We start from the raw sequence: 22,076 nt of genomic DNA, 5'->3' as shown, positions 1-22,076 counted from the left end.
GTCTAAAAACCTCTCAAACGGAGTCAGTCGTCGAGCTCTTCGGTGACCGAGTCGGGCGCGCCGTCGACGTCGGCCGAGGGCGCGTCGCGTCCGGAGTCGTTCGCCCCCGGGCCGTCCGGCAGCGTGTCGAACTCGGGGTCGAACAGCTGGAGCGCGGTGCGGATCGTCTCCCAGTCGTCCTCGCCGGCCGCGTCGCGGAGCGACCGGGTCGGTGCCGCGAGCAGCTGCCCGACCAGCGCGTCCGCCAGGTCCTCGACGGTCTCGCGCTGCTCGTCTGTCAGCTTACCCTGCGCCTCCAGCTTCGAGACGGCCCGGTCGACCTCGCGGGCCTTCACGCGGTCGGCGCCGGCGTACATCGCCGAGATGGCGTCGTCGGCGCGCTTGCGCTTGTACGCCTGCAGGATGCGGTCGAGCTCCTCGTCGATGATCGCCTCGACCTCCCGCGCCTCCGCCTCCCGGCTCTCGCGGGTCTTCCGGGTCACGTCCTCTAACGCGTCGATGTCGTACAGCGTGACCCCGTCGCGGTCGGCGAGCGCGGGGTCCACGTCCCGCGGCTGCGCGATGTCGATGCAGACGAGCCGGTCGGCGCCCGCCACGTGTGTCGACCGGATCACCGGGTCCGGGCTCCCTGTCGCCGCGATCACGAGGTCGGCGTCCGGGACCACGGTCGAGAGCTCGGCGAGCGGCACCGCCTCGGCGGGGGTGTCGACCTCCTCGGCGACGAACGCCGCGTTCGGCACCGTCCGGTTGGCCACGACGATCTCCGAGACCGCGGTGTCGTCGAGCGTCCGCGCCGCGAGCGTCCCCATCTCGCCGGCGCCGACCACGACAGCGGAGCCGTCGGTGAGGTCGATCTCGCCGGCGGCCAGCCGCACCGCGGCCGAGCCGAGCGAGACGACCCCCTCGTTGATCGAGGTCTCGTTGCGCGCCCGCTCGCCGACGTGGAGCGCCTTCGTCACCGCGTCCTTCAGCACGGGACCGATTCCCCCCGCGGACTTCGACTCCTCGTACGCCTCACGGAGCTGCCCGATGATCTGGTCCTCGCCGAGCACGAGCGACTCGAGCCCCGAGGCGACTCGCATCAGGTGTTCCAGGCTCTCCTCGTGGTCGAGTCGGCGGACCGCGCCGCCGCGGACCTCGGGGGCGAACGACTCTAACGCGACCGACCCGTCCACGGTCCGGTCGGTGACGACGTACGCCTCCGAGCGGTTGCAGGTCTGGAGGGCGAACGCCTCCTCAACCCCGTCGCGCGCGAGCAGGTCCGAGACGGTGGCGCGGACGCCGTCGCCGCCCGCGGCCTCGATCTCGTCGACCGTTGCCCGGGAGTGGGCGACGCTCACGCCCGAAATAGCGCCCGTCTCCTTCATCTGGTGAGTACCTCCTCGATCACGGAATCCGCCTCTTGCCGACCGTAGGATTCCCCCTTTTGTAAAGCCTTCCAAACCCCCTCGGATCGCACGACTCGGCGGATCGCTTCCCGGCGCCTCTCGGGGGCGACGCCCCGGTCTTTGAGCTCCTCCCGGAGCGTCCCCGACAGCTCCGCCATCGCGCCGGCGCCGTCGATCTCCGCCTCGATCCGCTCGCGGAGCGCCTTCGCGAGCGCCGGGCTCGCCCCGCCCGTCGAGAGCGCCACGCTGACCGGGTCGTCCTCGACCGTCGCCGGGACGACGACGCTCCGCGCCCCCCGACCGCCGGACCGGTCCGCGGCCGACACGTCGGTCCGGTTGACGAGGGCGCCCGCGTCGAGCGCCGCCGCCTCGGCCGCCGCGTTGACCGCCGCGTCGTCGGTGGCGGCGACGACGAGCGCGGGGTCGACCCGGTCGATCCAGTCGCGGACGGCCTCGGGGTCCGGCGCGGCGCGGGCCAGCTCCACCGACCCAGAATCCGCCTCCGCCGACCCGGTATCCGTCTCCGCCGATTCGGTACCTCCCTCGCCGAGACCGATCAGCCGTTCGTCGAACGCGGGGCTCACGACGACGACCCGCGCCTCGTCGGCGAACCGGGACGCCTTCCGCGAGCCGACGGCGCCGCCGCCGAACACCAGCACCGTCTCGCCGGTGAGGTCGTGATACAGGGGGATCACGCGGTGTTGCTGTCCGCGCGGTCGGCGATGCGGATCCCCGTCTTCTTCAGGATCCGGGTCGAGAACAGCGTGTCCCAGTCGTCCGCGCCGACCGCCCAGTACTCGTCCATCAGCTCCTTCACCTCCGCGATCCGGCGCTCGCTTTCGGCCTCCGTCCGCCCGTGCGTCATCGCGAAGAAGTTGTACTCCCAGACGCCCTCGTGGCGGGGGCGCTGGTAGCAGTGCGTGACGAAGTCCAGGGACGCGACCGCCGGGCCGACCTCGTCGAGGGCCTCCTCGGGCACGTCCCAGACGGTCATCCCGTTCTCGGTGTAGCCGAGCGCGTAGTGGTTCGGGATGACGCCGACGCGGCGCACCTTCCCCTCCGCGTCGAACCGCTTGATCGTCTCGATCACCCACTCGGTGTCGGCGCCGATCGCCGCCGCCACGTCGGCGTACGGCGTCTCGGTGACCGGGAGTCCGCCCTGGATCTCGACGACGAGGTCGCGCTCCTCGGGCGTGAGCGTCGACCGGTTGCTCGGCGAGACGGCGGGGCCGAGATCCGACAGGTCCACGTCGCCGTCGGGGACCGGGCCGTCGACGAGGAACTTCGCGCCGACGTGGAACTCGCGGACCTTCGGGAGGTTGTACGTCTCCTGGCCCGTCGCGGCCTCGATCTCCGCGAGCACCTCGTCGACCCGGTCGCCGCCGTCCTTGTCCGGGTCCGGGTGGTCGGCGACGCTCACCACGAACCACATGTTGAGGTGCGGGTGCTCGCGCTCGTAGTTGTGCGCCACCGCGGTGAACTCGTTGACGGTCTCCGCGACCTCTTCGTACCGGTCCTCGGGGGCGTGCATGGCCACGAGCGACGCCGCCCCGCCGATCTCCTCGGCGTTGACGAGCGCCCCGAACCGGGATAAGATTCCCTCCTCGTCGAGCTCGCGCACGCGCTCGCACAGCTCCGGGCCGGTCACGTCGACCCCGTGCTCGCGGAGCGCGGCCGCGGCCGGTTCGAAGGGGCGCTCGGTCACCGGGAATCCGCCCTGGAAGGCGTTGATGATCCCGCGGTCGAGCGCCGTCAGATCCGCGTCGACCTCTTGCATACGCCGGGATCGGGTCCGCGCGAGAATAAGCGATCCGGCCTGCGCGTCGCCGGCGACGTCGGCGGGTCGAACCGGGACGACCCGCCCGAACTCAGCCGTCGAGGTCCCGGGCGATGTCCGACAGTGACGACCGGGGACCGCGGGTCGCGTCGTACACGGTCCGCTCGCCCGGGATCCGGAGCCCGTACTGCTCGCCGGGAACGACGACGTCGAGGACGACGGGGTCGCCCGGCTCCCGCCCGTTCTCGGCGAGCCACTCGGCGAGGCGATTTGCCCCCTCACCGGGCTCGCGCGCGAGCCGCCGGTTGTCGAACGCGCCCCGGATCAGTCGCCCGTCGCTGTCGCTCCGCACCGGTGCGTGGTACTCCTCGCGGTCGACCGCGACGCGAACGATGTCGCCGGCGGCGAGCGACAGCGACTCGCAGCGCCCGGACTCGACGCGCCCGTCGAGCTCGTCGTCGTTCGGGATCCGGACGCAGGGACGGCGAGTGCCGCCGCTCCGGGCGAGCGAGACGCGGATCGAGGCGATGTCCTCGTCGTCGGAGGGGACGCGAGGCATCGAAACGGGGCGTTACTCCTCGTCGGCGTCGTCGTCGGCCTCGCCGAGCGCCGCGGCGACATCGTCGCCCTCGACGACCGAGACGTTGATCTGGGCCACGTCGTCGTCGATCTCGCGGCCGCGGACGGTGATGCGCTTGCGCTCGCCTTCGCGGGACGGCTTGAAGCCGACGCCGCCCTCTAAGAGGAGCTCCTTCAGGCGGGTTCCGGAGACGTCCTCGCGCATCGGGCGGCCAGTCTCGTCGGAGCCGCCCGTGATCGCGATCGTGTGCTCGGAGAGCCCGACGGCGTCGCCGCCGATCTCGTCGCCGATCTCTCGACCGAGGAACCGGTTCGCGTCCTGTCCGTCGACCTCTTGCTGGAACGTCTCGCCGGTGTCGGGGTCGGCGATGACGACTTTGAATTCGGCCATGGGCGAACCGAGACCCCCGCGAATAAAAAGCACGTCGAAAGCGCGATCCGGCCGCGCTCCGTCCGTGGACCCCGTCGCGGACGGCGCCCGCGGATCAGTCGTCGCCGTCGATCCTGTCGATTCGAGGGTTGTGGTCGCCCCACGGGCCGTCGACGAACGCGTCTTCCAGCGCCCGAGCGACGGGATTCGGCCTCGACGGACCGCCGGCCGCGGCGACGCTTCCGACCGTCTCCGGATCGAACGGGACTCCGAGCGCGCCGTACACCGCCGCGGTGGCGTCCGCGACCGCGTGCGCGTCGCCCGGCGTCACGACCAGACAGCCGGCCACGAGCGCCGCGTCCCCGCGGACCCGCTGGGCGATCCCCGCGATCTTGCCGCCGCCAGCGACACGGACCGAGTGATCGCCCGGGCAGAACGACTCGGGCGGTTCGCCGCGCGACACCGCCGCGCCGAGCCCGCGCAGCGCGTCGACGACAGTCTCCGTCGCGCGCTCGTACCGCTCCGCGATCGACCCGGAGTCCCGCCCGTCGCCGAGCGGGACGGCGTGCGCGAACGCGAGCGTGTCACCCGGATACGCGACGGCGCGGCCCCCCACGTCGCGTTCGATCGGATCGAACCCCCGCTCGGCGGCGATCCGCTTCGCCCGTTCGAAGCCGGTCTCCCGAGTGTCGCGGCGGCCGAAGGCGATCTGTCGGGGCGGCGCCCACACTCGGATCCCCGGCGTTCCGTCGGCCGCGCCCGCGAGCAGCGCCGCCGTGTGCTCCCGGTCCGCTTCGGGACGGGGGTCGCGACCCCTAACCACGCGCATATCGGCGAAAGGGGACCGTCGGACAAGCCGCTTGCGACGCGCGGCAGACGCGCGTCATCCCGGTTCGGGGGCGTCGCGAGCGCGTGACACAAAGGTTTTGCCGACCCTCTGACTGTGTCTGGTAACGATGAGCGATCTCGGCGCGCTGCCGGTGCAGGCGTACCTCGCAGCCTGCCTGCTGGCCGGGGTCATCGGACTGGGGCTCGGGTACGTCGCGTGGACCGACCGGGAGGAACCAGGCGGCACCGAGGTCGCGCTCTACCTGCTCTGTGGCGGCGGCATCTCGCTTCTGTACGCGGTGAGAGTCGCCAGCGCGAGCGAGCTGGCGATGGTCGTCGCGCTCAACCTTTCCACCCCGCTCGTCGCCGCGGTCCCCGGGATCTGGATGGCGTTCGTCCTTGCGTTCTCGGGTCACGACCGGTGGCGCACCGAGAATCGGACCGTCGCGCTCGCGGCCCCGCCGTTCGTCTGGGTGCTGGCCGCCTGGTCGAGCGGGACGCACGGGCTCTCGCGACGCGCCCTGACCGCGGTCGTCGAGGGCCCGTTCACGCTGCTCTCGTTCGAACTCGGGATCGCGGACGTGGCGTTCGTGCTGTACGCCTACGGGCTGTGTATCGCCGGCGTCCTCGTCGTCGTCGACCTGTACCGTCGGACCGGGAACCGTTACCGGCTCCAGACGTTCGTGATCCTGCTCGGGACCCTGTTTCCGTTCCTGGGCGGGATCGTCACGGTCGTCGACGTGGGGAGCTACGCGAACCTCGCGTGGTTCCCGACAGGGCTCGTGGTCCACGGTGTCTTCCTGTACGGGACCGTCTTCTGGCTCGGGACGCTCGACGCCGCGGTCGTCGCCCGAGACACCGCCGTCGAGGTGATGCAGGACCCCGTGATCGTCGCCGGCTCCGATGGTCGGATTCGAGACCTCAACCCCGCGGCAGAGGAGCTCTTGCCCCCGGAAGCGGTCGAATCGTCGCTCTCGGACGTGTTCCCCCGCCTGGAGGTCGGCGTCGAACACCCGATCACGATCGGCGGACGCCAGTTCGACATCCAGGAGGACCCGATCACGGACCCCCGCGGGACCGACCGCGGCCACGTGTTCCTGCTCCGCGACGTGACCGAACGCGAGCGTCGCCAGGCGGAGCTGGAGCGCCGCGAGGCGGAGCTGGAGCGGCAGAACGAGCGGTTGGAGGACTTCGCGGGCGTCGTCTCCCACGACCTCCGGAACCCGCTCGCGGCCGCGACCGCGGCGGTGGAGTTGGCTCGCCACGGCGGCGGAGACAACGAGGACGCGCTCGACCGCGCCGCGAACGCCCACGAGCGGATGGACGACCTGATCGAGGGGCTGCTGTCGCTGGCGACCGCCGGGAAGTCCGTCGACGAGGTCGACCGCGTCTCGCTCGACGGGACCGCCAGACGCGTCTGGTCGCGGCTCGAGACCGCGGACGCGACGCTGACGGTCGAGGGACCCGACGCGCCGGCCTTGGCCGACGGCGATCGGCTCGAACAGCTCCTCTCGAACCTGTTCCGCAACGCGATCGAACACGCCGGCGACGACGTGGTGGTTCGGGTCGAGATCGAGCGCCGGGAAGACGGTATCGCGCTCGCGGTCGCCGACGACGGCCCGGGCGTCCCGGCGGACCAGCGCTCGGAGGTGACCGAGCGAGGCGTCTCCCTCGGCGGCGGGACCGGTCTCGGCCTCGCCATCGTCGGGGACATCGCCGAAGCGCACGGGTGGGAGCTCACCGTCGAGGAGTCGGCGTCCGGCGGCGCGCGCTTCGTGATCTCCGGGATCGAACCCGCGGACGACTGATCCGGCGGTCGGGTCCGACGCGGGGACCGACAGCGACGCTCGGCAGCCGACGCCCACTTGCCCGTCCGCCCCTACGTGACGATCCGATGACCGTCACGCTTCCGCCGTCGGTGCTCGACCGCTACCGGCGGTTCTCGCGGTTCAACTCCCCGTATCCGGCGCACGACGACGGGTGCGCGATCGACCTCTACCCGGACGGCGAAACGGGCGTCTCGCCCGTCGCCGGCGTCGTCCGCGAGACGCGGACCGTCGGCTGTCCGGACCGGCCGTACGCCGCCGACGAGGACCACCTGATCGTCGTCGAACTGGACGATGACTGGTGTCGGCGGACGGGCGCGGCGACCGGAACGCTCGCGCGGATCCTTCACGTGATCCCGGAGGTGTCGCCGGGCGAGCACGTCGCGGTCGGGGACGCGCTCGGCCCGCTGACCAGGTCCGGTTTCTTCGGACGGTGGGTCGACGACCACGTCCACCTCGGGTTCAGGCCGCCGGGAGCGAACGCGCTCCGGGCGAGCGGGTCGCTCCCGGTCGACGTCGACGTGCCGGTCGAGCCCGTGCAGTGGGACGGGACCGGCGCGGTCGTCGAACGCGGGCCGACGCACGTCGTCCTCGACGCGCCGAACCACCCGTCTCCCGGTCTGCGGTTCGCGGCGCTCGCGAGCGACGACGGCGTCCCCCTCGACGGCGGGCTGGCGCACTACGCCGGCGGCGGCGCGTTCGACGCGCTCCCGGACGGGACGGCGCTGTCGCTGTGGGGGACACGCGTGGGCGTCGCGCGGGGCCGAGGGGTTGCGTGGGAACCGCTCGACGTGCTCGCGAACGGCGAGCGGGTGACGGGGCTGTCGCTGTTCGCGGACAGGGACGGGGCGGTCGGCGCGAAGCTCGTCTGTCCGGACAGACGGTTCGCGCTCGGCGAGACCGTGTCGCTCGCGCTCGCGCCGAGCGACGACCCGATCCGGCTCGGCGTCGGATGAGTCGGGGGACCTACGGCTGGCGACCGCCGTGGCGAACAGCCGGCGCGCTCGCTCCGCCGCGGCGGTGCGCCGGGCTCCCGCCTCGGCCGCCGCGGGCGACGCGTCAGGTCACGGGACGGATGGCGCGGTATCGCGGATAAGGCGTCGGACGGGACGTGCTCGTCTCGGTTCGAGCGTCTCCAACCTCGCAGCCGTTGTTGCGAGTTCCGAGGGCTACAAGCGGGGGGACGCCGACGGTGGCGTATGGACCGGAGCGAGGTCGAGGCGATGGAGCCGCTCCCGGCGGCGGCGGTCGAGCTCGTCGAGCGGCGGATCGAGGAGGAGCACGGCTACCTCTCGTGGCTGAACACGTCGGTCGACGTCGTCGAGCGCGGTCGGGTCGTCCTCTCGATCCCGTTCGACGACAAGCTGACGAACAGCGACGGCGGCACCATCCACGGAGGCGTCGCCGCGACGCTCGTCGACACCGCGGGCGGGATCGCCCAGCGCACCGCCTTCGAGGATCCGCTCTCGGGCGGCGTCGCGACGGTGAACCTCAACGCGAACTACCTCCGTCCGGCGACCGGCGACCTCCGGGCGGAGGCGACGGTCGTCAGGTCGGGCGGATCGATCGGCGTCAGCGACATGACGGTCACCAGCTCGACGAACGGCGACGCCGCCGAGGTCGTCGTCGGTCAGGGATCGTTCCGGCTGTTCCGCGAGTAGCCCGCCAGATCGGCGAGGAGGTCGCCCTCCGCGGTTCCGCCGAGACCCTCCAGTACCTCCGCGAGCTCCGTGACCGCGTCCCGTTCGACCCGGTCGGGCGCGGCGCGGACGGAGACCCGCTGTTCGCCCAGCGGAACGAACCCGCAGCCGAGCCGCTCCGCCGTCTCGCGGAGCCCGAGTCCGGCGTCGGCGTCGCCGCCCAGCACCTTCCTGACCGGGCTCTCGAACGCCCGGACCGTCAGCCCGTAGCCGTCGATCCGGTCGGTGAGATCCCGGCGCGACGCGTCGCGGTCGGCCGCGAGGCCGTCGAGCGCGTCGTCGAGGCTCCGTCGGAGCCCCGAGTCGGTCGGTCGGTTGACGAACCGCAGGTCGCCGTCGATCAGGTCGCCGAGTCCGGTCACGCCCTCGGGGTTGCCGTCGGGGACGACCAGCCCCCACTCGCGGGTCCACCCGCCGAGCTCGACGGCGTCGACCTCGCGGTCGGTCGGGCCCGCGACGACCGCCACGTCCGGCACGCCGTCGCGGAGCCGCCGGAGCCCCTCGCGGGAGCCGACCGGGAGGTATCGGGGCGATCCGAGGCGGTCGAGCAGGCGGTTGAGCGCCGGGTCGTCCTCGCCGACGCCGAGCAGGGTCGGCGGGCGTACGTCGGGCGAGAACAGCTGCACCGAGACGCGCTCGCCGCGGTCGAGGTACTCGGTCTCCGGGTCGACCGCGACGACGCCGTCGGCCTCGACGAGGCTCGTCGTCGCGCCCGACCCCTTGTCGACCGGGTAGACGAGGGGGAGATCGCCGTCGTTCAGGTCGAGCAACCCCACCGGCATCAGCCGCATCCGCCCCTCGCCGTATCGCTCGCCGACGGCCATCCGCCCCTCGACGGTCGCCGTCGCGGGCTCGGGCTGGCCGGCCGCCTCCCGGATCGCGGGCGCGACGAACGTCCGGAAGATCGTGAGCGCGGAGACGGGGTAGCCGGGGAGGCCGACGTAGGCGGACTCGCCGGCGGGGGAGTCGGCGGCGTCGCTGCCGCCGCTCGCACCCTCACCGCCGCGGTCGAGCCGCCCGATCAGCATCGGCTTCCCGGGCTTGACCGCGACGCCGTGGAGCAGGAGATCGCCGCGCTCCTCGATCACGCGGTAGATCACGTCGACCGCGCTCGCCGAGGTCGACCCGGACGAGAGCACGAGGTCGCACTCGTCGGCCGCGCGCCGGAGCAGCCGCTCCATCTCGTCGTAGTCGTCGCCGGCGTGCGGGTAGAGGACGGGCTCGCCGCCGGCCTCCTCGACGCCCGCGGCGATCGTCGTCGAGTTCACGTCGTAGATCTCGCCGCGCGAGGGGTCCAGGTCCTCCCCGGGACGCACCAGCTCGTCGCCGGTGGAGACGATCCCGACGCGGGGTGTCCCCGCGACGGGGACCTCGTCGACGCCGAGCGCCGACAGCAGCCCGATCTCGCGGGGCGTCAGCCGCGTTCCGGGACCGAGCGCGCGGGCGCCCGCGGCGATGTCGGCGCCGGCGCTCATCACGTGGTCGCCCGGCGCGACCGCGGTCCGGATCGCGATCCGGTCGGGATCGGATGCGGCGTCGCCCGGTCCGCCCTCCCCGCCAAGCTCCTCCGTCCGTTCGACCATCACCACGGCGTCGGCGCCGTCCGGCATCACGGCCCCGGTGGAGATCTCCGCGCAGGTCCCGGGCTCGACGGTGACCTCGGGCGCCGCGCCCGCGTGGACCGCGCCGACGAGGTCGAGCTCGACCGGGTCGGCCTCGTCGGCGCCGAAGGTGTCGCGGGCGCGGACCGCGTACCCGTCCATCGAGGCGCGGTCGAACCCCGGCACGTCGATCGCGGCGTCGACCCGCTCCGCGAGGACCCGGCCGCGGGCGTCCTCCAAGGGGACCGCCTCCGGCGCCGGCGAGAGGTCGAGCGAGTCGATCGCCTCGCGGGCGGCCTCGGGCGTCGCGAGGTCGCGGAACTCCTTGCGGTCGCTCATGGGCTCGCCTCCCACAGCTCCACGTCGACGACCTCGCCCGCGTCGAGCCCCTCGCGCGGCTCGGGGACTACGACCCAGCCGTCCGCGAGCGCGACGCTCGACAGGATCCCGGAACCGCTGGCGCGGGTCGGCGTGGCGGCGGGGAGGGCCGGCTCGCCGTCGTCACCGCCTCCGTCTGTTTCCTCCACCGAAACCCGCGCGAACGTCCGCGTGCCGGGCTCGCTCGGTACCTTCCGGGCGAGCCGCGCGCGCCGCGTCGGGAACGGGTCCGCGGTCGTCCCCCCGACGCGCTTCTGGACGGGGCGGAGGAACTGCGCGGCGTTGACGATGCAGGCGACCGGGTAGCCGGGCAGCGAGACGACCGGCGTGTCGTCGGCGACGCCGAGACAGACCGGGTGCCCCGGCTTCAGCGCGACCCCGTGAACGAGCACCTCGCCGATCGAGTCGACCACCTCCGGGAGCAGGTCGCGCTCGCCCACCGAGGATCCCCCGGTGGTGACGACCACGTCGGCGTCGAGGTCCCCCTCGATCGCGGCCGCGAGCGCGTCCTCGTCGTCGGTGACCACGTCGCGGTAGCGGGCCTCTCCGCCCCACCGCTCGACCAGCCGCGAGACCGTCAGCCCGTTCGTCTCGATCACCTCGCCGGGGCCGGGGTCGGACTGCACCAGCTCCTCGCCGGTCGGGATCACGGCGACCGTTGGGGGCTCGTAGACGGGGACCGCGTCGAGCCCGACCGACTTCAGGAGGCCGAGGTCGGAGGGCCGGAGGACGTGCCCGGCCTCGAAGAGGCGCTGGCCGTCCGCCACGTCCTCGCCGGCCTCGCCGACGTTCTCGCCCTCGGCGACCGCGTCGAACGCCTCCACCTCCGCCCCGACCTCCTCCACCCGCTCGATCATCACGACCGCGTCGGCGCCCTCGGGGACGGCGCTGCCCGTGTGGACCCGCGCGGCCTCGCCCGGGGCGATCGCGTCGGCCTCGGTGCCGGCGGCGCGGAGCACGGCCGGCGACCGGTCGGACGCGCCGAAGGTGTCCTCGGCGCGGACCGCGTACCCGTCCATCGCCGCGCGGTCGTAGCTCGGGACCGGCGCCGGCGCGTCGATCGGCTCGGCGACGACCCGCCCGTCCGCGTCGGCGACCGGCGCCGGTTCGGTCCGCCCGTGGGGGGCGGCCGCGTCGAGCAGCGTCGCCAGCGCCTCCGCGACGCGGGTCCGCCGCTTGAATCCGGCCTCGCGTCTGTCGTGGCTCATGGGCGGTCGTTTCGGGCCCGCGGGCAAAAACCCGTCTCCGGCGGGCTGATACGGAGGCCTCGATCAGGTCACCCACGAGAGGACGCGCGCGGCGCGGTGCGCGCCCTGCGAGACCGCGACCCTGACGGTCGAGACCGCCTCGGCGACCCCGCGGCGCGCGGCGCTCGCGCTCCGCACCGCGCCGGTCCGCGCGTAGTACCCCGACTTGCGGCCGGCCGCGCCGACGTAGTGTCTCGCCGCCATCCGGATCGGCGCGCGGCGGCCGTCGACCCGCGTGGTTCCGTTCCGGATCGCGTCGAGCACGTCGTCGGCCGTGACCGCCTCGACCGACTCGCGATCCGGAATCTCGACCTCGGTGAACGCGCGCCCGACGTACTCGAGCTGGTGCGCGTCGCTCGCGGCGACCCCCGGATAGCCGTGCTCGGCCGCGAACCGTCGCGCGCGGCGGTTGCGGTAGCCGGTGAACAGCCACGCGTTGAACACCTCGATCGCATCGACCTCGTGGAGTTCGGCTCGCTCTCCTCCCCCAGCGCTGGCCTCTCCTCCCTCGGCGTTCGCCTTCACGTCCCCGTCCCTGTCCCCGTCTCCGTCCCCGTCCGCCGAGCCCGGAACCGGGATGTTCCGCTCGCGGACCCCGTGGCGCGACCGCTGGAAGGGGTGGGGGACGATCGCGACGCCGCCCTGCTCGTGGATCCACGCCACCGTCTCGTCGTAGGGGCGCCGGCGCGGCGGCATGCGCTCGACGCCGATCGCGAGCAGGTGGCCGTGCGCGGTCGACACCTCGACGCCGGGGATACCGATCAGGCCGTACTCGTCGGCCATCTCCGCCGCGCGCTTCGACTCGCCGATCACGTCGTGGTCGGTGATCACCACCGCGTCGAGCCCGATCTCCGCGGCGTGTTCCAGGATGAGCTCCACCGGCTCGTGGCCGTCGTAGCTGTCGTCCGAGTGGACGTGGGGATCGATGCTGACGGTGACGCGGGACACGGCCGAGATAGCGCCGGGAGACATATAAACGCGACCGCCTCGGGGACGAAGGGTTAGGTGCCCGGGGGCGAACACGGGAGTATGAGCGATCCGGGGGCGGACGGCGAAAGCGACCAGACCGATCCGGGGGCCGACGGCGAAAGCGACCAGACCGACCGCGAGTACGTCGACAGGGCGATCGCGCTCGCCGAGGAGGCCGTCGAGATGGGGAACACACCGTTCGGCGCGCTGCTCGTCCTCGACGGCGAGATCGTCGCCGAGGGCCACAACGAGACGCTGACCGAGGACGACCTCGCCGCCCACCCGGAGATGACCCTCGCGCGGTGGGCCGGCCGCGAGCTCGACCCGGACGAGCGCGCCCGCTGCACGATGTACGCCAGCACCGAGCCGTGTCCGATGTGCGCGACCGGGATCCACTACGCCGGGATCGGCCGGGTCGTCTTCGGCGTCGCGGGCGAGACGCTCGACGCGCTCACCGGCGACGTGGTGACGATCCCCTGCGACGAGGTGATCCGCCGGGCCGACGGCGACACCGAGGTCGAGGGACCGATCGCCGAGGCGGCCGCGATGGAGCTCCACGAGTCGGTGTACGGTGACGGAGCGTGAGCGGGAGCGGGCGGTCGCGGCGTCCATGACCGGTCCGCCCCCGATCCTCGCGGTCGGCGCCGCGGTGATAGACGAGTGGTACGCCGTCAGCAACCTGCCGGAGCCGGACGGCGGCGCGTTCGCGAGCGAGGTGACGACCGCGTTCGGGGGCGTCGGCGCCAACGTCAGCGTCGCGCTCGACCGGCTCGGGCGCGACGTGGGGCTCGTGAGCCGCGTCGGCGACGACGAGTACGGCCGGCGGGCGCGCGAGTACCTCGCGGACACCGGCGTCGACGCCTCGCGCGTCGCGGTCGGCGACGACCCCTCGACCCGGTCGGTGATCCTCAGCGACCCCGAGGGGGAGCGCGCCATCGTCACCGCGGGCGAGAGCTTCCGGCGCCTCCGACTGAGCGAGGCGGACCGCGAGGCGCTCGCCGCGGCCGAGACCGTCTTCCTCACCGGGTACACGCCCGACGCGGTCTCGCGCGCGGCCCTCGACGCGGTCGAGTCGGCCGCCGACCCGCCCGCGCTCGCCTTCGACCTCTCCGGATCGGTCGAGGAGCTCGTCGGCCGGGGGACCGAGCCGGAGACGGTCCACCGGCTGCTCCACGCCGCGGACCTGTTCGTCGCCGACGCCGTGGCGGCCGCGGCCTACTTCGGCGGCCCGGACGCGGCGGTCGAGCGCGTCGCGGCCGCACAGCGGGGCCGTGGGGCTGGTCGTCGCTCCGCGCCGCCCGGCGACCGCTGGCCGCGCGCGGTCCTCACCCACGGCGCCGACGGGATGACGGTCGTCGCCGACGGCGAGGTCACCGCGTTCGACGCGTTCGAGGTCGACGTGGTCGACGCGACCGGCGCCGGCGACTCGTTCGTCGCCGGGCTGATCGATCGGTGGCTCGCCGAGAGCGGCGGTGGCGGGGACGCTCGCCCCGAGCGCACCGGTATCGCGGGCGGAGTCCGGTTCGCGGCCGCGGTCGCCGCGATCAACTGCACCTCCCGATTCGCGCAGCCGGGGCTCCCGAGCCGAGACGAGGTGGAGGCGTTCCTCGCGGCGCGGGGGATCTGAGCGCCTTCTAGGCCGCCGTCACCAGCGCTTCACCGCATTACCAGCGCTTCACCGCATTACCAGCGCTTCACCGCATTACCAGCGCTTCACCGCGCCTCGTCCGCCCGCGCGACGACCTCCGCCACCCGGTCGGCGTCGACCGGCGCGGTCGTCTCGCCGCCCTCCTTGAGCGCGGTGCCGACGATCGCGCCGTCGGCGAGCGAGAGCACGTCGCCGACCGTGTCGGCCCGGACGCCGCTCCCGACGAGGACCGGGGTGTCGAGCCCGTGCGCGTCGCGGTCGGCGACGACCGCCTCGAGCGCTTCGAGGTCCATCGCCTCGCCCGTGCCGCGTCCGGAGGCGATCACGGCGTCGGCGAGCCCGCGCTCGGCGGTGTCGGCGAACGACTCCGCGGTGTACCCCTCCGCCGAGAGCGGCGCGGAGTGTTTCACGTCTGTGTCGGCGAACACGCCGACGTCGACGCCGAGGCGGTCGCGGAGCCGGAGCGTCTCGTGGGCCTTCCCCTGGACGACGCCCTGGTCCGTGACCCGGGCGCCGGTGTGGACGTTCACCCGGACGTAGTCGGCGCCGACCGCGGCGGCGACCGACAGGGCCGCCTCCGCGTCGTTGCGGAGGACGTTGATCCCGAGCGGGAGGTCGCTCTCGGCCGCGATCGCCGTCGCGGCGCGGGTGACGCTCGCGACGACGTGTTTCGGCGCGTCGTCCGGGTAGAAGGGGGCGTCCCCGAAGTTCTCGACCATGATCCCGTCGACGCCGCCGCGGTCGAGCGCGCGGGCGTCGGCGGCGGCCCGGTCGAGCGCGTCGCGCATCGCGGCCGCGCCGTCGTCCAGCGCCTTCGGCGCCCCGGGGAGGGGCGGGAGGTGTACCATGCCGATCACGGGCGCGTCGGTGCCGAACGTGGCCTCGAAATCCATGTTACCGACCGAACGCCGCCTCGGCGGATAAGTCTCCCCACACGGGCGTCGCGTCCTCCCCTCCCGGACGCTGTGCGGGTGCATCCTCCCCCATCGTTTACCCGCTCGGACGCGAACGGGCGACCGAGCCATGGGTATCGACGTCGACGATCCGGACGACCGAACCGGCGAGGTGACGCTCGTCCTCTCGCTCGGGGCCGCCCGGCGGCTCGCCGACCCGGAGGCGGCGTTCGCGGACGCGCGGGAGTGGAGCCGGCACGTCGGGATCGTCGCCAACGACGCGGACGCGGTGGAGCGGTTCGTCGGCGAGACCGGGGTCGAGAACGACTACGCGCTCCGGAACTGGGACAAGTGGGGGACGCTCGGCGACGTCCACGAGGAGAGCGACGCCCCGCGGGCGGTGTTCGTCGGGACCTCCGCCGCGAACCGGCGCGTCGCGACCCACGTCGGCTTCGAGTACGTGCCGATCGACGAGGCGGCGGAGAAGGCGGACTGGGTGCTCTCCGAGTCGGAGCGATCGAGCGATCGGGGGGTCGTCGGTCGGCTGTGGCGGGCGGTGCGAGAGCGACTCGACTGACCGGCGACGGAGCTGCGAGAGAAAGGGTGGAGGGGGAGAGACGAAGAAAGACGGAAACGACGGTTCGCTATCGTTCCAGCTCGACCGTCAGATCGGTCGCGATCCACGCGTCCGTGTTCCCTTCCTCGGTGAAGACGGTGCGTTCGGGCGAACAGCGGCTGGCCTCGACCCGCGGCCGTGCGTCCGACGGCCCCTCGACCTCTCGTTCGATCCGGTCCCCGGCTGTCATTACCGATGCGTCGGAGGTGCGGGTGGTTATAGGTTTCGGTCGGCCTAAACCGCCGGGAAACCGCTCCGGATCGTTTCGGCGGCGGCGAGACGGGCGGGGGATCGGATCCCATTACTCCGTGGGGGTCGTCGGAGAAGTCGATGACGGACTCGCTTTTCACGCCGTACACGCTGCGCGACACCGAGTTCCGCAACCGCGTGATGCTGTCGCCGATGTGCCAGTACTCCGCGGACGACGGGTTCGCGAACGACTGGCACCGGGTCCACCTCGGCTCCCGCGCCGCCGGCGGGGCCGGAGTCGTGATGACCGAGGCGACCGCGGTCGAGCCCCGCGGCCGCATCACGCCCGGGTGTCTGGGGATCTGGTCCGACGAGCACGCCGAGGCGATCGAGCCGATCGTCGAGTTCGTCAAATCGCAGGGCGCGACGCCGGGGATACAGCTCGCCCACGCCGGCCGGAAGGGCTCACACCGGGCCCCCGCCGAGGGCGGCGACCCGATCCCAGCCGACGCCGAAGACGGGTGGGAGACGGTCTCGGCGACCGACGCGCCGTACCCGGACCGGGGGGCCGACGAGGACGAGCTGGCGGCGACCCGCCGGCTGGACGGGGACGGGATCGACGAGGTGGTCGACGCGTTCGCGGCCGCCGCGGAGCGCTCGCTTGAGGTCGGCTTCGAGGTCGCCGAGGTCCACGCGGCCCACGGCTACCTGCTCCACCAGTTCCTCTCGCCGGTCACCAACGACCGCGACGACGAGTACGGCGGGAGCTTCGAGAACCGCACCCGCCTCGTCCGCGAGGTCGTCGAGGCCGTCCGCGAGGTCTGGCCCGACGATCAGCCCGTCTTCGTCCGCATCTCCGCGACCGACTGGCTCCCCGACCGCGACTCGTGGGACGTCGACGACTCCGTGCGGCTGGCTCCCCTGCTCGCCGAGGCCGGCGCCGACCTGATCGACGTCTCCGGCGGCGGGATCCACCCGGCCCAGCAGCTCCCGGGCACCGGGCCGGGGTATCAGGTCCCCTACGCCGAGGCGATCCGCGAGGGGACCGACGTGCCGGTCGCGACGGTCGGCGGGATCACGGAGCCGACCCACGCGGACGCCCTGATCCGGAACGGGCGGGCCGACCTTGTCGCGCTCGGCCGCGAGCTGCTCCGGCACCCGTACTGGCCGCTGGAGGCCGCCCACGAGCTCGGCGCCGAGGTCGAGTGGCCGGTGCAGTACCGGCGCGGGAAGTTCGACTGAGCGGCGTCGGCGCGGGCGGGACGGTCGGATCCGACTGAGACCCCCTCGCACGCTCCGGGAAGACTTATTCCGCTCCCGCGACCCGACCGCACATGGAGTACCGAGAGTTCCCCGACGAGCGCGGCGACGAGTTCGACGCGTTCATGCGGTACGCCTTTTCGCCCGCCGAAGGCCCGTACGACCCCGAGGAGGCGGACGACCAGGACACCATCGCCGACACCCGAGGGCTGTTCGACGGCGACGAGCCGGTCGCGGTCTGCGCGCACCACTACTTCTCCCTGCGGATCCGCGGCGCGGACCGCGAGGTCGCCGGGCTCTCCGCCGTCGCGTCCCCGCCGGAGCACCGCCGGCAGGGAAACGTCGGGCGCATGCTCCGGGAGTCGCTGGCGGAGTACCGCGATCGGGGCGTCCACGTCTCGACGCTGTGGCCCTTCGAGTACCCCTTCTACGCCAGTTACGGGTGGGCGACCGCTAGCCGCTACCGCTACCTCACCGCGCCGCCGGAGCAGCTCGGGTTCGTCGACGACCTCGTCGCGACCGGGGGCGACGCGGCCGGACGCTTCCGTCAGCTCGGCGAGGACGACTACGAGGCCGTGAAGCCGGTGCTTTCGGCGATGGCCGACCGCTACGACCTGACGATGGACTGGACCGAGGAGTGGTGGCGCGAGCGGACCCTCCAGGGCTGGAAGACCGACCCGTTCGTCTACGGCTGGGAGCGCGACGGAGAGCTCCGCGGGCTGTGCGCGTACAGCTTCGACGACGAGCCGGACGACGCGGACGGCACCGTGATGCGCGTCACCGACGTCGCCGTCGCGGACGACGAGGCGTGGTTCCAGCTGCTGCGGTTCTGCCGCAACCACGACTCGCAGGTCGCCGAGGTCCGGATCCGCGCCCCGCCGGACGCGCCCCTGCTCGACCTCGTCGAGGACCCCCGTGCCGTCGACTGCGAGGTCCGGACCGGGCCGATGGTCCGGCTCGTCGACGTCGCCGCCGCCCTCGAGGCGCTCGATCCGGACCCCGAGGTCGAGACCGCGTTCTCGCTCGCGGTCGACGACTCCCTCGTCGAGCGGAACGACGCCGCCTTCCGCGTGGCCGTCGCCGACGGGGGCGTTTCGGTCCAGCCGCTCGACGCCGAGCCCGAGGGCGCGGACGCCGCGGTCGACGTCGGCGCCCTCTCGCAGCTGTACGTCGGGTACCGGTCGGTCGACGAGGTCGCACGGGGAGACGGACTCGACGTCGGCTCCGCGACCGCCGCCGACCTCCGCGCGCTGTTCCCGCCGCGGACGACGCACCTGCGCGAGGGGTTCTGAGGCCTCTCCGACGGGGCCGGCCGGGCTTTTTATCCGCGGACCGCCTACGACGCGGCATGAGTTCCCGCGACGACCGACGCGACGACGACCTCGAAGAGCGGCTCGACGAGCTCGAGGACGTGCTGAGCGAGCTCCGCCGCGACCTCCGCGAGACCGAGCGGGACCGCCGCGGCCCCCCGCGCCCGCCCCGGCTCTCCGAGCTCGTTCGGTTCACGGAGCAGTACACCATCCCGACCGTGATCGCCCTCCTCGAAACGACGATCAAGTCGCTCGAACTGGTGCAGGGGACGCTCCGGCTCGCCGACCCCGGCCGGGGCCTCGACGAGGGGGGGTTGGCGACCGACCGCCTCGGCGACGTGCGGGACGGCGCGAGCGCCGGGCTGTCGCGGTCGCTCTCGGAGCTCCGGACCGCCCTCTCGGAGGCCGACCTCCCTGAGGAGGCCGCCTCGCGGTCGATCATCGAGGACGCGCGCGACCTCACCGCCGAGATCGAAGCGCGGATCGAGGAGGGCCGCCGCGAGGCCGACGCCGCGCGGCGCGGGCGCCGCGATCGAGACGGACGGAATGAGGTCACGCCCGCCGACGAAGTGAGCGACGACCGCGACGACCGCGACGACCGCAACGATCACGGCGACCGCGGCGTCAGGATCGACGTGACCGATCCGAACCCGGACGACGACGACGGGTCCGGCGGGACCGACGGGGACGACGATCCCGCGCCCGAGGTCGACGTCGAGTCGGAGCTGGAGTCGATAAAGCGGCGGCTCGACGACGAGCGGCGCGCCGAAAGCGCGGCCGACACGGACGCCGAGGGCGTCAGCGGGGGAGCCGAAGGGGGCGAGAGCGACGGGGACACCGACGAGGACGCCGACAACGGTGGAGGGGCCGAGGGGGACGAGAGCGGCGAGTAGCTGAACCGCGAGTAGCTGAACCGCGCGGACCGGGTCTGCGAGAACCGAGGCAGCGAGGATCGAAGCAGCGAGGATCGAAGCAGCGAGGATCGAAGCAGCGAGGACCGGAGCGGCCGGCGTCCTCAGAACTCCCCGTTGACGATGTCGGCGACGCGCTCGCGGTCGAACAGCTCCTCGTCGACGCCGTACACCTGCTCGGCCGCCCGCTCGGTGAGGACGAGGTTCGTGATCGGTCCCTGATACAGCGGGCCGCCGCGGTAGACGTCGCCGTTCTCGACCGCGGTCAGGCTGCTCGCGACGGAGTGGTCCTCCATGAAGGAGACGACCGTGTCACGGAACTCCGCCGCCGTCTTGTTCTCGTTGCCGCGGAGCAGCAGCACGTCGGGATCGATTTCGAGCAACAGCTCGTAGTCGACCTGGCCGCGGTCCGCGTGGAAGTCCTTGACGTCGGTCGTCGCGAACGCGTCTTCGACACCCAGGTCGCGCCACTGCTTGAAGCTCGTGCCCTCGTCGATGAGGTACGGGGAGAACGACTCCGGCTCGTCGATCGGCTGCGGCCACATGATCGCCACCGACGGGCGCTCCTCCTCCGGGGGGACAATCCCGTCGATCTCCGCCCGGAACTCCTCGTGGAGGGCCTCGAACGCGTCGTAGCGCTCCTCCTCTTGGAAGACCTCCGAGAGCTTCTCGAACGCCTCGTACAGCGTGGGGTACTCGTAGTCGTGCCACTCGTACCCCCGAGAGAAGATGCTGTTGGCGAAGAAGGGGGCGCCCGCGGACTCGATCTGGTCGATGTCGTCCTGCTCCCAGTTGCTCGTCCGGCCGAGCAGGAAGTTCGGGTCCATCGCGAAGAAGTCGACGCGCTCGGCGAGCGACAGGAAGTCCTCTACGTCGAGCTCGCTCTCCCAGAGCGACTGCATGTCGCTCTTGTCGACGCTCACGCCCGGAATCTCGTCGTAGAGCTGCGTGTGGTAGCGCCCCGTGAGGTAGACGGCCTCCGGCGGTCGCTGGCCGAGGGCGACCCCCATGTCCGCCCAGCTCCCGTTGTTGGCGGCCCACGTCTCGGGCACGGCGTCGAACGTGACCTCGCCGACGGACGACAGCGACACCGTGTAGGACTCGTCGGTCGTCGATTCCTCCGAGTCCTCCTCTCCCTCGGACGGCTCCTCCTCGGTGGACGCCGTGCCGGCTTCGCCGTCGGCTCCCCCGTCGCCGTCGGTCTCGCCGCCGCCGTCCCCGTCTCCGCCGCCGGTACAGCCGGCGAGGAGGGCGGCACCGAGCGCCGAGCCGCCGTACGCGAGGTAGTTCCGTCGAGTCAGCTCCGATCGCCGTGTCGGGTCGGTCGCCATACGATTTAGGCTAGCCTAAATACTTTTAGCCCTTTCGAATCTTTGGTCGGCCTAAAACAAGGGCCGCTTCAGAACGACGCTCCCAGCCGGTCGGCGACGCGCTCGGCCGAGTCGAGGAGCAGCGTCTCGTCGTCGGTGAACACCTCCAGCGCGACGGTGCCGTCGAAGTCGTCGAGTTCGGACTCGACGAGCCCGTAGTCGACCTCGCCGGCGCCGACCGGGAGGTGGGTGTCGCCGCGGCGGCGGGCGTCGTGGCAGTGGAGATGCGAGATCAGGTCGCCATGGCTCCGGAGGAATCGCTTTATCGCCTTGTTGTCGCCCTCCATGTACGCGTGTCCGAGGTCGAAGCAGATCGGGGTGTCCGTCTCCCGCGCGAGGTCGCCGAGGACGGACAGCTGGAGCCCTGCATGCTGGTGGCCGACGTTCTCGACGACGACCTCGACGCCCGCCTCGCGGCCGGCGTCGGCGATCCGGCGGAGCTGGTCGGCGGCGACCTCGCGGAACTCGATGTCGTCGCGGTCGGCGGAGGTCGCGTGGAGGACGGCCTTCTCCGCGCCCAGCTCGCCGGCCGCGTTTAAAAGCCGGCGCTGGTAGTCGACGATGGCGTCGTTGACCTCGGGGACGTACGTCGCCAGCCGTTGGCTGTACGGGAGGTGGACGAGCAGGTCGCGCCCCGCGAGCGCGTCGGTCAGCCGCCCCCGGTCGATCTCGCCGGGCACGAGGGTCGGCTCGCCGACCCCGAGCTCGCAGAAGTCGAACCGCGCGGGCGACGCCGCGAGCCGGTCGAGGTCGTCGCCGACGGTGAGACCGATGTCCATGTCGGCGGTGGGTGCGGCGGGTTTGTATAATTAGTGTCGCCGTGATCGTGGCGTCGCTGCGATCCGCTTGATCGCTCTAGGTATCCCGATCGCTCAGTACAGGTACTGTAGTAATTGATATCGGGAGTAGGTCTTGCAGATCGATAGCGGCGATCCGGTATTTAAACATCCAAGAGCGACGGCGACGGCCACTTATAAAACAACGCGGTGGCGCGTGCCTCCGAGTGGCCGCCACTGGCGGCCGCGAGGAGCACGCGCGAGGGAGTCGGCGGCGACTAACGGGAGCCGCCGACGAGGCTGGGGAGGCGTGAGGCTGCGGTCTGCGGTTGGGTGGGACTCAAAGGGGCAGTCGCAAGGGCAGCTTAGGCGACGCTAAGCACCGCAGTGAAGGAGCGACAGCGACTGAACGAGGCGCGCAGCGAGCGTAAGCTGCCCTT

The 22,076-nt window shown here is 72.6% G+C and carries 22 protein-coding genes; 9 read left to right on the top strand and 13 right to left on the bottom strand.

Annotation, left to right across the window (positions count from 1 at the left end):
* Nucleotides 1–23 precede the first annotated feature (23 nt).
* The 6 genes from hemA to CK500_RS13195 form a co-directional block, all read right to left on the bottom strand.
* On the bottom strand, nt 24–1,367 hold the full coding sequence (gene hemA / locus CK500_RS13220; RefSeq protein WP_095637697.1) for a glutamyl-tRNA reductase: 1,344 nt from the start codon (nt 1,365–1,367) through the stop codon (nt 24–26).
* The gene (locus CK500_RS13215) at nt 1,364–2,083 is read right to left on the bottom strand and encodes a precorrin-2 dehydrogenase/sirohydrochlorin ferrochelatase family protein (RefSeq protein ID WP_095637696.1); all 720 of its coding nucleotides are present in this window, start codon (nt 2,081–2,083) and stop codon (nt 1,364–1,366) included. The genes hemA and CK500_RS13215 overlap by 4 nt, the downstream gene beginning before the upstream one ends.
* The gene (gene ahbB / locus CK500_RS13210; protein ID WP_095637695.1) at nt 2,080–3,165 is read right to left on the bottom strand and encodes a siroheme decarboxylase subunit beta; all 1,086 of its coding nucleotides are present in this window, start codon (nt 3,163–3,165) and stop codon (nt 2,080–2,082) included. The genes CK500_RS13215 and ahbB overlap by 4 nt, the downstream gene beginning before the upstream one ends.
* Before the next feature lie 91 nt (nt 3,166–3,256).
* Nucleotides 3,257–3,724 carry a DUF7112 family protein gene (locus CK500_RS13205; RefSeq protein WP_095637694.1) on the bottom strand — a complete coding sequence of 156 codons (468 nt, stop codon included), beginning with the start codon at nt 3,722–3,724 and terminating at the stop codon, nt 3,257–3,259.
* 12 nt (nt 3,725–3,736) lie between these two features.
* Entirely contained in the window at nt 3,737–4,135 is a 399-nt protein-coding gene (locus CK500_RS13200; protein ID WP_095637693.1) for a 30S ribosomal protein S6e, read from the bottom strand.
* A gap of 94 nt (nt 4,136–4,229) precedes the next feature.
* Nucleotides 4,230–4,943 carry a lipoate--protein ligase family protein gene (locus CK500_RS13195; RefSeq protein WP_095637692.1) on the bottom strand — a complete coding sequence of 238 codons (714 nt, stop codon included), beginning with the start codon at nt 4,941–4,943 and terminating at the stop codon, nt 4,230–4,232.
* A 127-nt stretch (nt 4,944–5,070) separates the two neighbouring features.
* On the opposite strand from CK500_RS13195, the gene CK500_RS13190 reads away from it, so the two are divergent.
* The 3 genes from CK500_RS13190 (at nt 5,071) to CK500_RS13180 (ending at nt 8,429) form a co-directional block, all read left to right on the top strand.
* Nucleotides 5,071–6,750 (top strand): sensor histidine kinase, encoded by a 1,680-nt coding sequence (locus CK500_RS13190; protein WP_095637691.1) that lies wholly within the window; start codon nt 5,071–5,073, stop codon nt 6,748–6,750.
* Between the two features lie 86 nt (nt 6,751–6,836).
* Nucleotides 6,837–7,724 carry a hypothetical protein gene (locus tag CK500_RS13185; protein WP_095637690.1) on the top strand — a complete coding sequence of 296 codons (888 nt, stop codon included), beginning with the start codon at nt 6,837–6,839 and terminating at the stop codon, nt 7,722–7,724.
* 243 nt (nt 7,725–7,967) lie between these two features.
* Entirely contained in the window at nt 7,968–8,429 is a 462-nt protein-coding gene (locus CK500_RS13180; RefSeq protein ID WP_095637689.1) for a PaaI family thioesterase, read from the top strand.
* Here CK500_RS13180 and CK500_RS13175 read toward each other — a convergent pair.
* From CK500_RS13175 to CK500_RS13165, 3 genes are all read right to left on the bottom strand, one after another.
* Nucleotides 8,399–10,408, bottom strand: coding sequence for a molybdopterin biosynthesis protein (locus CK500_RS13175; RefSeq protein ID WP_095637688.1), 2,010 nt, complete (start codon nt 10,406–10,408; stop codon nt 8,399–8,401). The two genes, CK500_RS13180 and CK500_RS13175, sit on opposite strands and share 31 nt — an antisense overlap.
* Entirely contained in the window at nt 10,405–11,655 is a 1,251-nt protein-coding gene (locus tag CK500_RS13170) for a molybdopterin molybdotransferase MoeA (RefSeq protein ID WP_095637687.1), read from the bottom strand. The genes CK500_RS13175 and CK500_RS13170 overlap by 4 nt, the downstream gene beginning before the upstream one ends.
* Before the next feature lie 63 nt (nt 11,656–11,718).
* Entirely contained in the window at nt 11,719–12,642 is a 924-nt protein-coding gene (locus tag CK500_RS13165) for a CehA/McbA family metallohydrolase (RefSeq protein WP_095637686.1), read from the bottom strand.
* A gap of 81 nt (nt 12,643–12,723) precedes the next feature.
* On the opposite strand from CK500_RS13165, the gene CK500_RS13160 reads away from it, so the two are divergent.
* Entirely contained in the window at nt 12,724–13,248 is a 525-nt protein-coding gene (locus CK500_RS13160) for a nucleoside deaminase (RefSeq protein WP_095637685.1), read from the top strand.
* A gap of 25 nt (nt 13,249–13,273) precedes the next feature.
* Entirely contained in the window at nt 13,274–14,290 is a 1,017-nt protein-coding gene (locus tag CK500_RS13155; protein ID WP_095637891.1) for a carbohydrate kinase family protein, read from the top strand.
* An 86-nt stretch (nt 14,291–14,376) separates the two neighbouring features.
* Here CK500_RS13155 and CK500_RS13150 read toward each other — a convergent pair whose 3' ends face one another.
* A complete protein-coding gene (locus tag CK500_RS13150) occupies nt 14,377–15,204 on the bottom strand; it encodes a BtpA/SgcQ family protein (protein ID WP_095637684.1) in 828 nt (275 codons plus the stop codon).
* Nucleotides 15,205–15,334: 130 nt separating this feature from the next.
* On the opposite strand from CK500_RS13150, the gene CK500_RS13145 reads away from it, so the two are divergent.
* Nucleotides 15,335–15,781, top strand: a complete 447-nt coding sequence (locus CK500_RS13145) for a DUF7124 domain-containing protein (RefSeq protein WP_095637683.1) — start codon at nt 15,335–15,337, stop codon at nt 15,779–15,781.
* Nucleotides 15,782–15,848: 67 nt separating this feature from the next.
* Here the strand turns inward: CK500_RS13145 and CK500_RS17450 are convergent, their stop codons facing one another.
* Nucleotides 15,849–16,010, bottom strand: a complete 162-nt coding sequence (locus CK500_RS17450; protein ID WP_198951568.1) for a hypothetical protein — start codon at nt 16,008–16,010, stop codon at nt 15,849–15,851.
* A gap of 140 nt (nt 16,011–16,150) precedes the next feature.
* Between CK500_RS17450 and CK500_RS13140 the strand changes: the two genes are divergently transcribed.
* The 3 genes from CK500_RS13140 to CK500_RS13130 all read left to right on the top strand — a co-directional run bounded on the left by CK500_RS13140 (nt 16,151) and on the right by CK500_RS13130 (nt 19,472).
* The gene (locus CK500_RS13140) at nt 16,151–17,251 is read left to right on the top strand and encodes an NADH:flavin oxidoreductase/NADH oxidase (RefSeq protein ID WP_095637682.1); all 1,101 of its coding nucleotides are present in this window, start codon (nt 16,151–16,153) and stop codon (nt 17,249–17,251) included.
* A gap of 92 nt (nt 17,252–17,343) precedes the next feature.
* On the top strand, nt 17,344–18,561 hold the full coding sequence (locus CK500_RS13135; protein ID WP_095637681.1) for a GNAT family N-acetyltransferase: 1,218 nt from the start codon (nt 17,344–17,346) through the stop codon (nt 18,559–18,561).
* A 56-nt stretch (nt 18,562–18,617) separates the two neighbouring features.
* Nucleotides 18,618–19,472: a DUF7547 family protein gene (locus CK500_RS13130; RefSeq protein ID WP_095637680.1), complete on the top strand. Its 855-nt coding sequence runs from the start codon at nt 18,618–18,620 to the stop codon at nt 19,470–19,472.
* A gap of 122 nt (nt 19,473–19,594) precedes the next feature.
* Here CK500_RS13130 and CK500_RS13125 read toward each other — a convergent pair whose 3' ends face one another.
* Both CK500_RS13125 and CK500_RS13120 read right to left on the bottom strand, forming a co-directional pair.
* A complete protein-coding gene (locus tag CK500_RS13125) occupies nt 19,595–20,821 on the bottom strand; it encodes an ABC transporter substrate-binding protein (RefSeq protein WP_095637679.1) in 1,227 nt (408 codons plus the stop codon).
* A 68-nt stretch (nt 20,822–20,889) separates the two neighbouring features.
* Nucleotides 20,890–21,639, bottom strand: a complete 750-nt coding sequence (locus CK500_RS13120) for a sugar phosphate isomerase/epimerase family protein (RefSeq protein WP_095637678.1) — start codon at nt 21,637–21,639, stop codon at nt 20,890–20,892.
* Nucleotides 21,640–22,076 lie beyond the last annotated feature (437 nt).

It is taken from the genome of Halorubrum salipaludis (assembly GCF_002286985.1).
In the GTDB taxonomy this organism is placed as follows: Archaea; Halobacteriota; Halobacteria; order Halobacteriales; family Haloferacaceae; genus Halorubrum; species Halorubrum salipaludis.
The sequence above is the reverse complement of the archived record's forward strand: the minus strand, read 5'-3'. Positions and strand labels throughout refer to the sequence as shown.

Coding starts and splice junctions, on each gene's coding strand:
- CK500_RS17450 (WP_198951568.1), bottom strand. CDS start 16,010: ATGACAGCCGGGGACCGGATCGAACGAGAGGTCGAGGGGCCGTCGGAC.
- CK500_RS13125 (WP_095637679.1), bottom strand. CDS start 20,821: ATGGCGACCGACCCGACACGGCGATCGGAGCTGACTCGACGGAACTAC.
- CK500_RS13155 (WP_095637891.1), top strand. CDS start 13,274: ATGACCGGTCCGCCCCCGATCCTCGCGGTCGGCGCCGCGGTGATAGAC.
- CK500_RS13140 (WP_095637682.1), top strand. CDS start 16,151: ATGACGGACTCGCTTTTCACGCCGTACACGCTGCGCGACACCGAGTTC.
- CK500_RS13205 (WP_095637694.1), bottom strand. CDS start 3,724: ATGCCTCGCGTCCCCTCCGACGACGAGGACATCGCCTCGATCCGCGTC.
- CK500_RS13160 (WP_095637685.1), top strand. CDS start 12,724: ATGAGCGATCCGGGGGCGGACGGCGAAAGCGACCAGACCGATCCGGGG.
- hemA (WP_095637697.1), bottom strand. CDS start 1,367: ATGAAGGAGACGGGCGCTATTTCGGGCGTGAGCGTCGCCCACTCCCGG.
- CK500_RS13175 (WP_095637688.1), bottom strand. CDS start 10,408: ATGAGCGACCGCAAGGAGTTCCGCGACCTCGCGACGCCCGAGGCCGCC.
- CK500_RS13130 (WP_095637680.1), top strand. CDS start 18,618: ATGAGTTCCCGCGACGACCGACGCGACGACGACCTCGAAGAGCGGCTC.
- CK500_RS13170 (WP_095637687.1), bottom strand. CDS start 11,655: ATGAGCCACGACAGACGCGAGGCCGGATTCAAGCGGCGGACCCGCGTC.
- CK500_RS13185 (WP_095637690.1), top strand. CDS start 6,837: ATGACCGTCACGCTTCCGCCGTCGGTGCTCGACCGCTACCGGCGGTTC.
- CK500_RS13200 (WP_095637693.1), bottom strand. CDS start 4,135: ATGGCCGAATTCAAAGTCGTCATCGCCGACCCCGACACCGGCGAGACG.
- ahbB (WP_095637695.1), bottom strand. CDS start 3,165: ATGCAAGAGGTCGACGCGGATCTGACGGCGCTCGACCGCGGGATCATC.
- CK500_RS13120 (WP_095637678.1), bottom strand. CDS start 21,639: ATGGACATCGGTCTCACCGTCGGCGACGACCTCGACCGGCTCGCGGCG.
- CK500_RS13180 (WP_095637689.1), top strand. CDS start 7,968: ATGGACCGGAGCGAGGTCGAGGCGATGGAGCCGCTCCCGGCGGCGGCG.
- CK500_RS13195 (WP_095637692.1), bottom strand. CDS start 4,943: ATGCGCGTGGTTAGGGGTCGCGACCCCCGTCCCGAAGCGGACCGGGAG.
- CK500_RS13135 (WP_095637681.1), top strand. CDS start 17,344: ATGGAGTACCGAGAGTTCCCCGACGAGCGCGGCGACGAGTTCGACGCG.
- CK500_RS13145 (WP_095637683.1), top strand. CDS start 15,335: ATGGGTATCGACGTCGACGATCCGGACGACCGAACCGGCGAGGTGACG.
- CK500_RS13150 (WP_095637684.1), bottom strand. CDS start 15,204: ATGGATTTCGAGGCCACGTTCGGCACCGACGCGCCCGTGATCGGCATG.
- CK500_RS13190 (WP_095637691.1), top strand. CDS start 5,071: ATGAGCGATCTCGGCGCGCTGCCGGTGCAGGCGTACCTCGCAGCCTGC.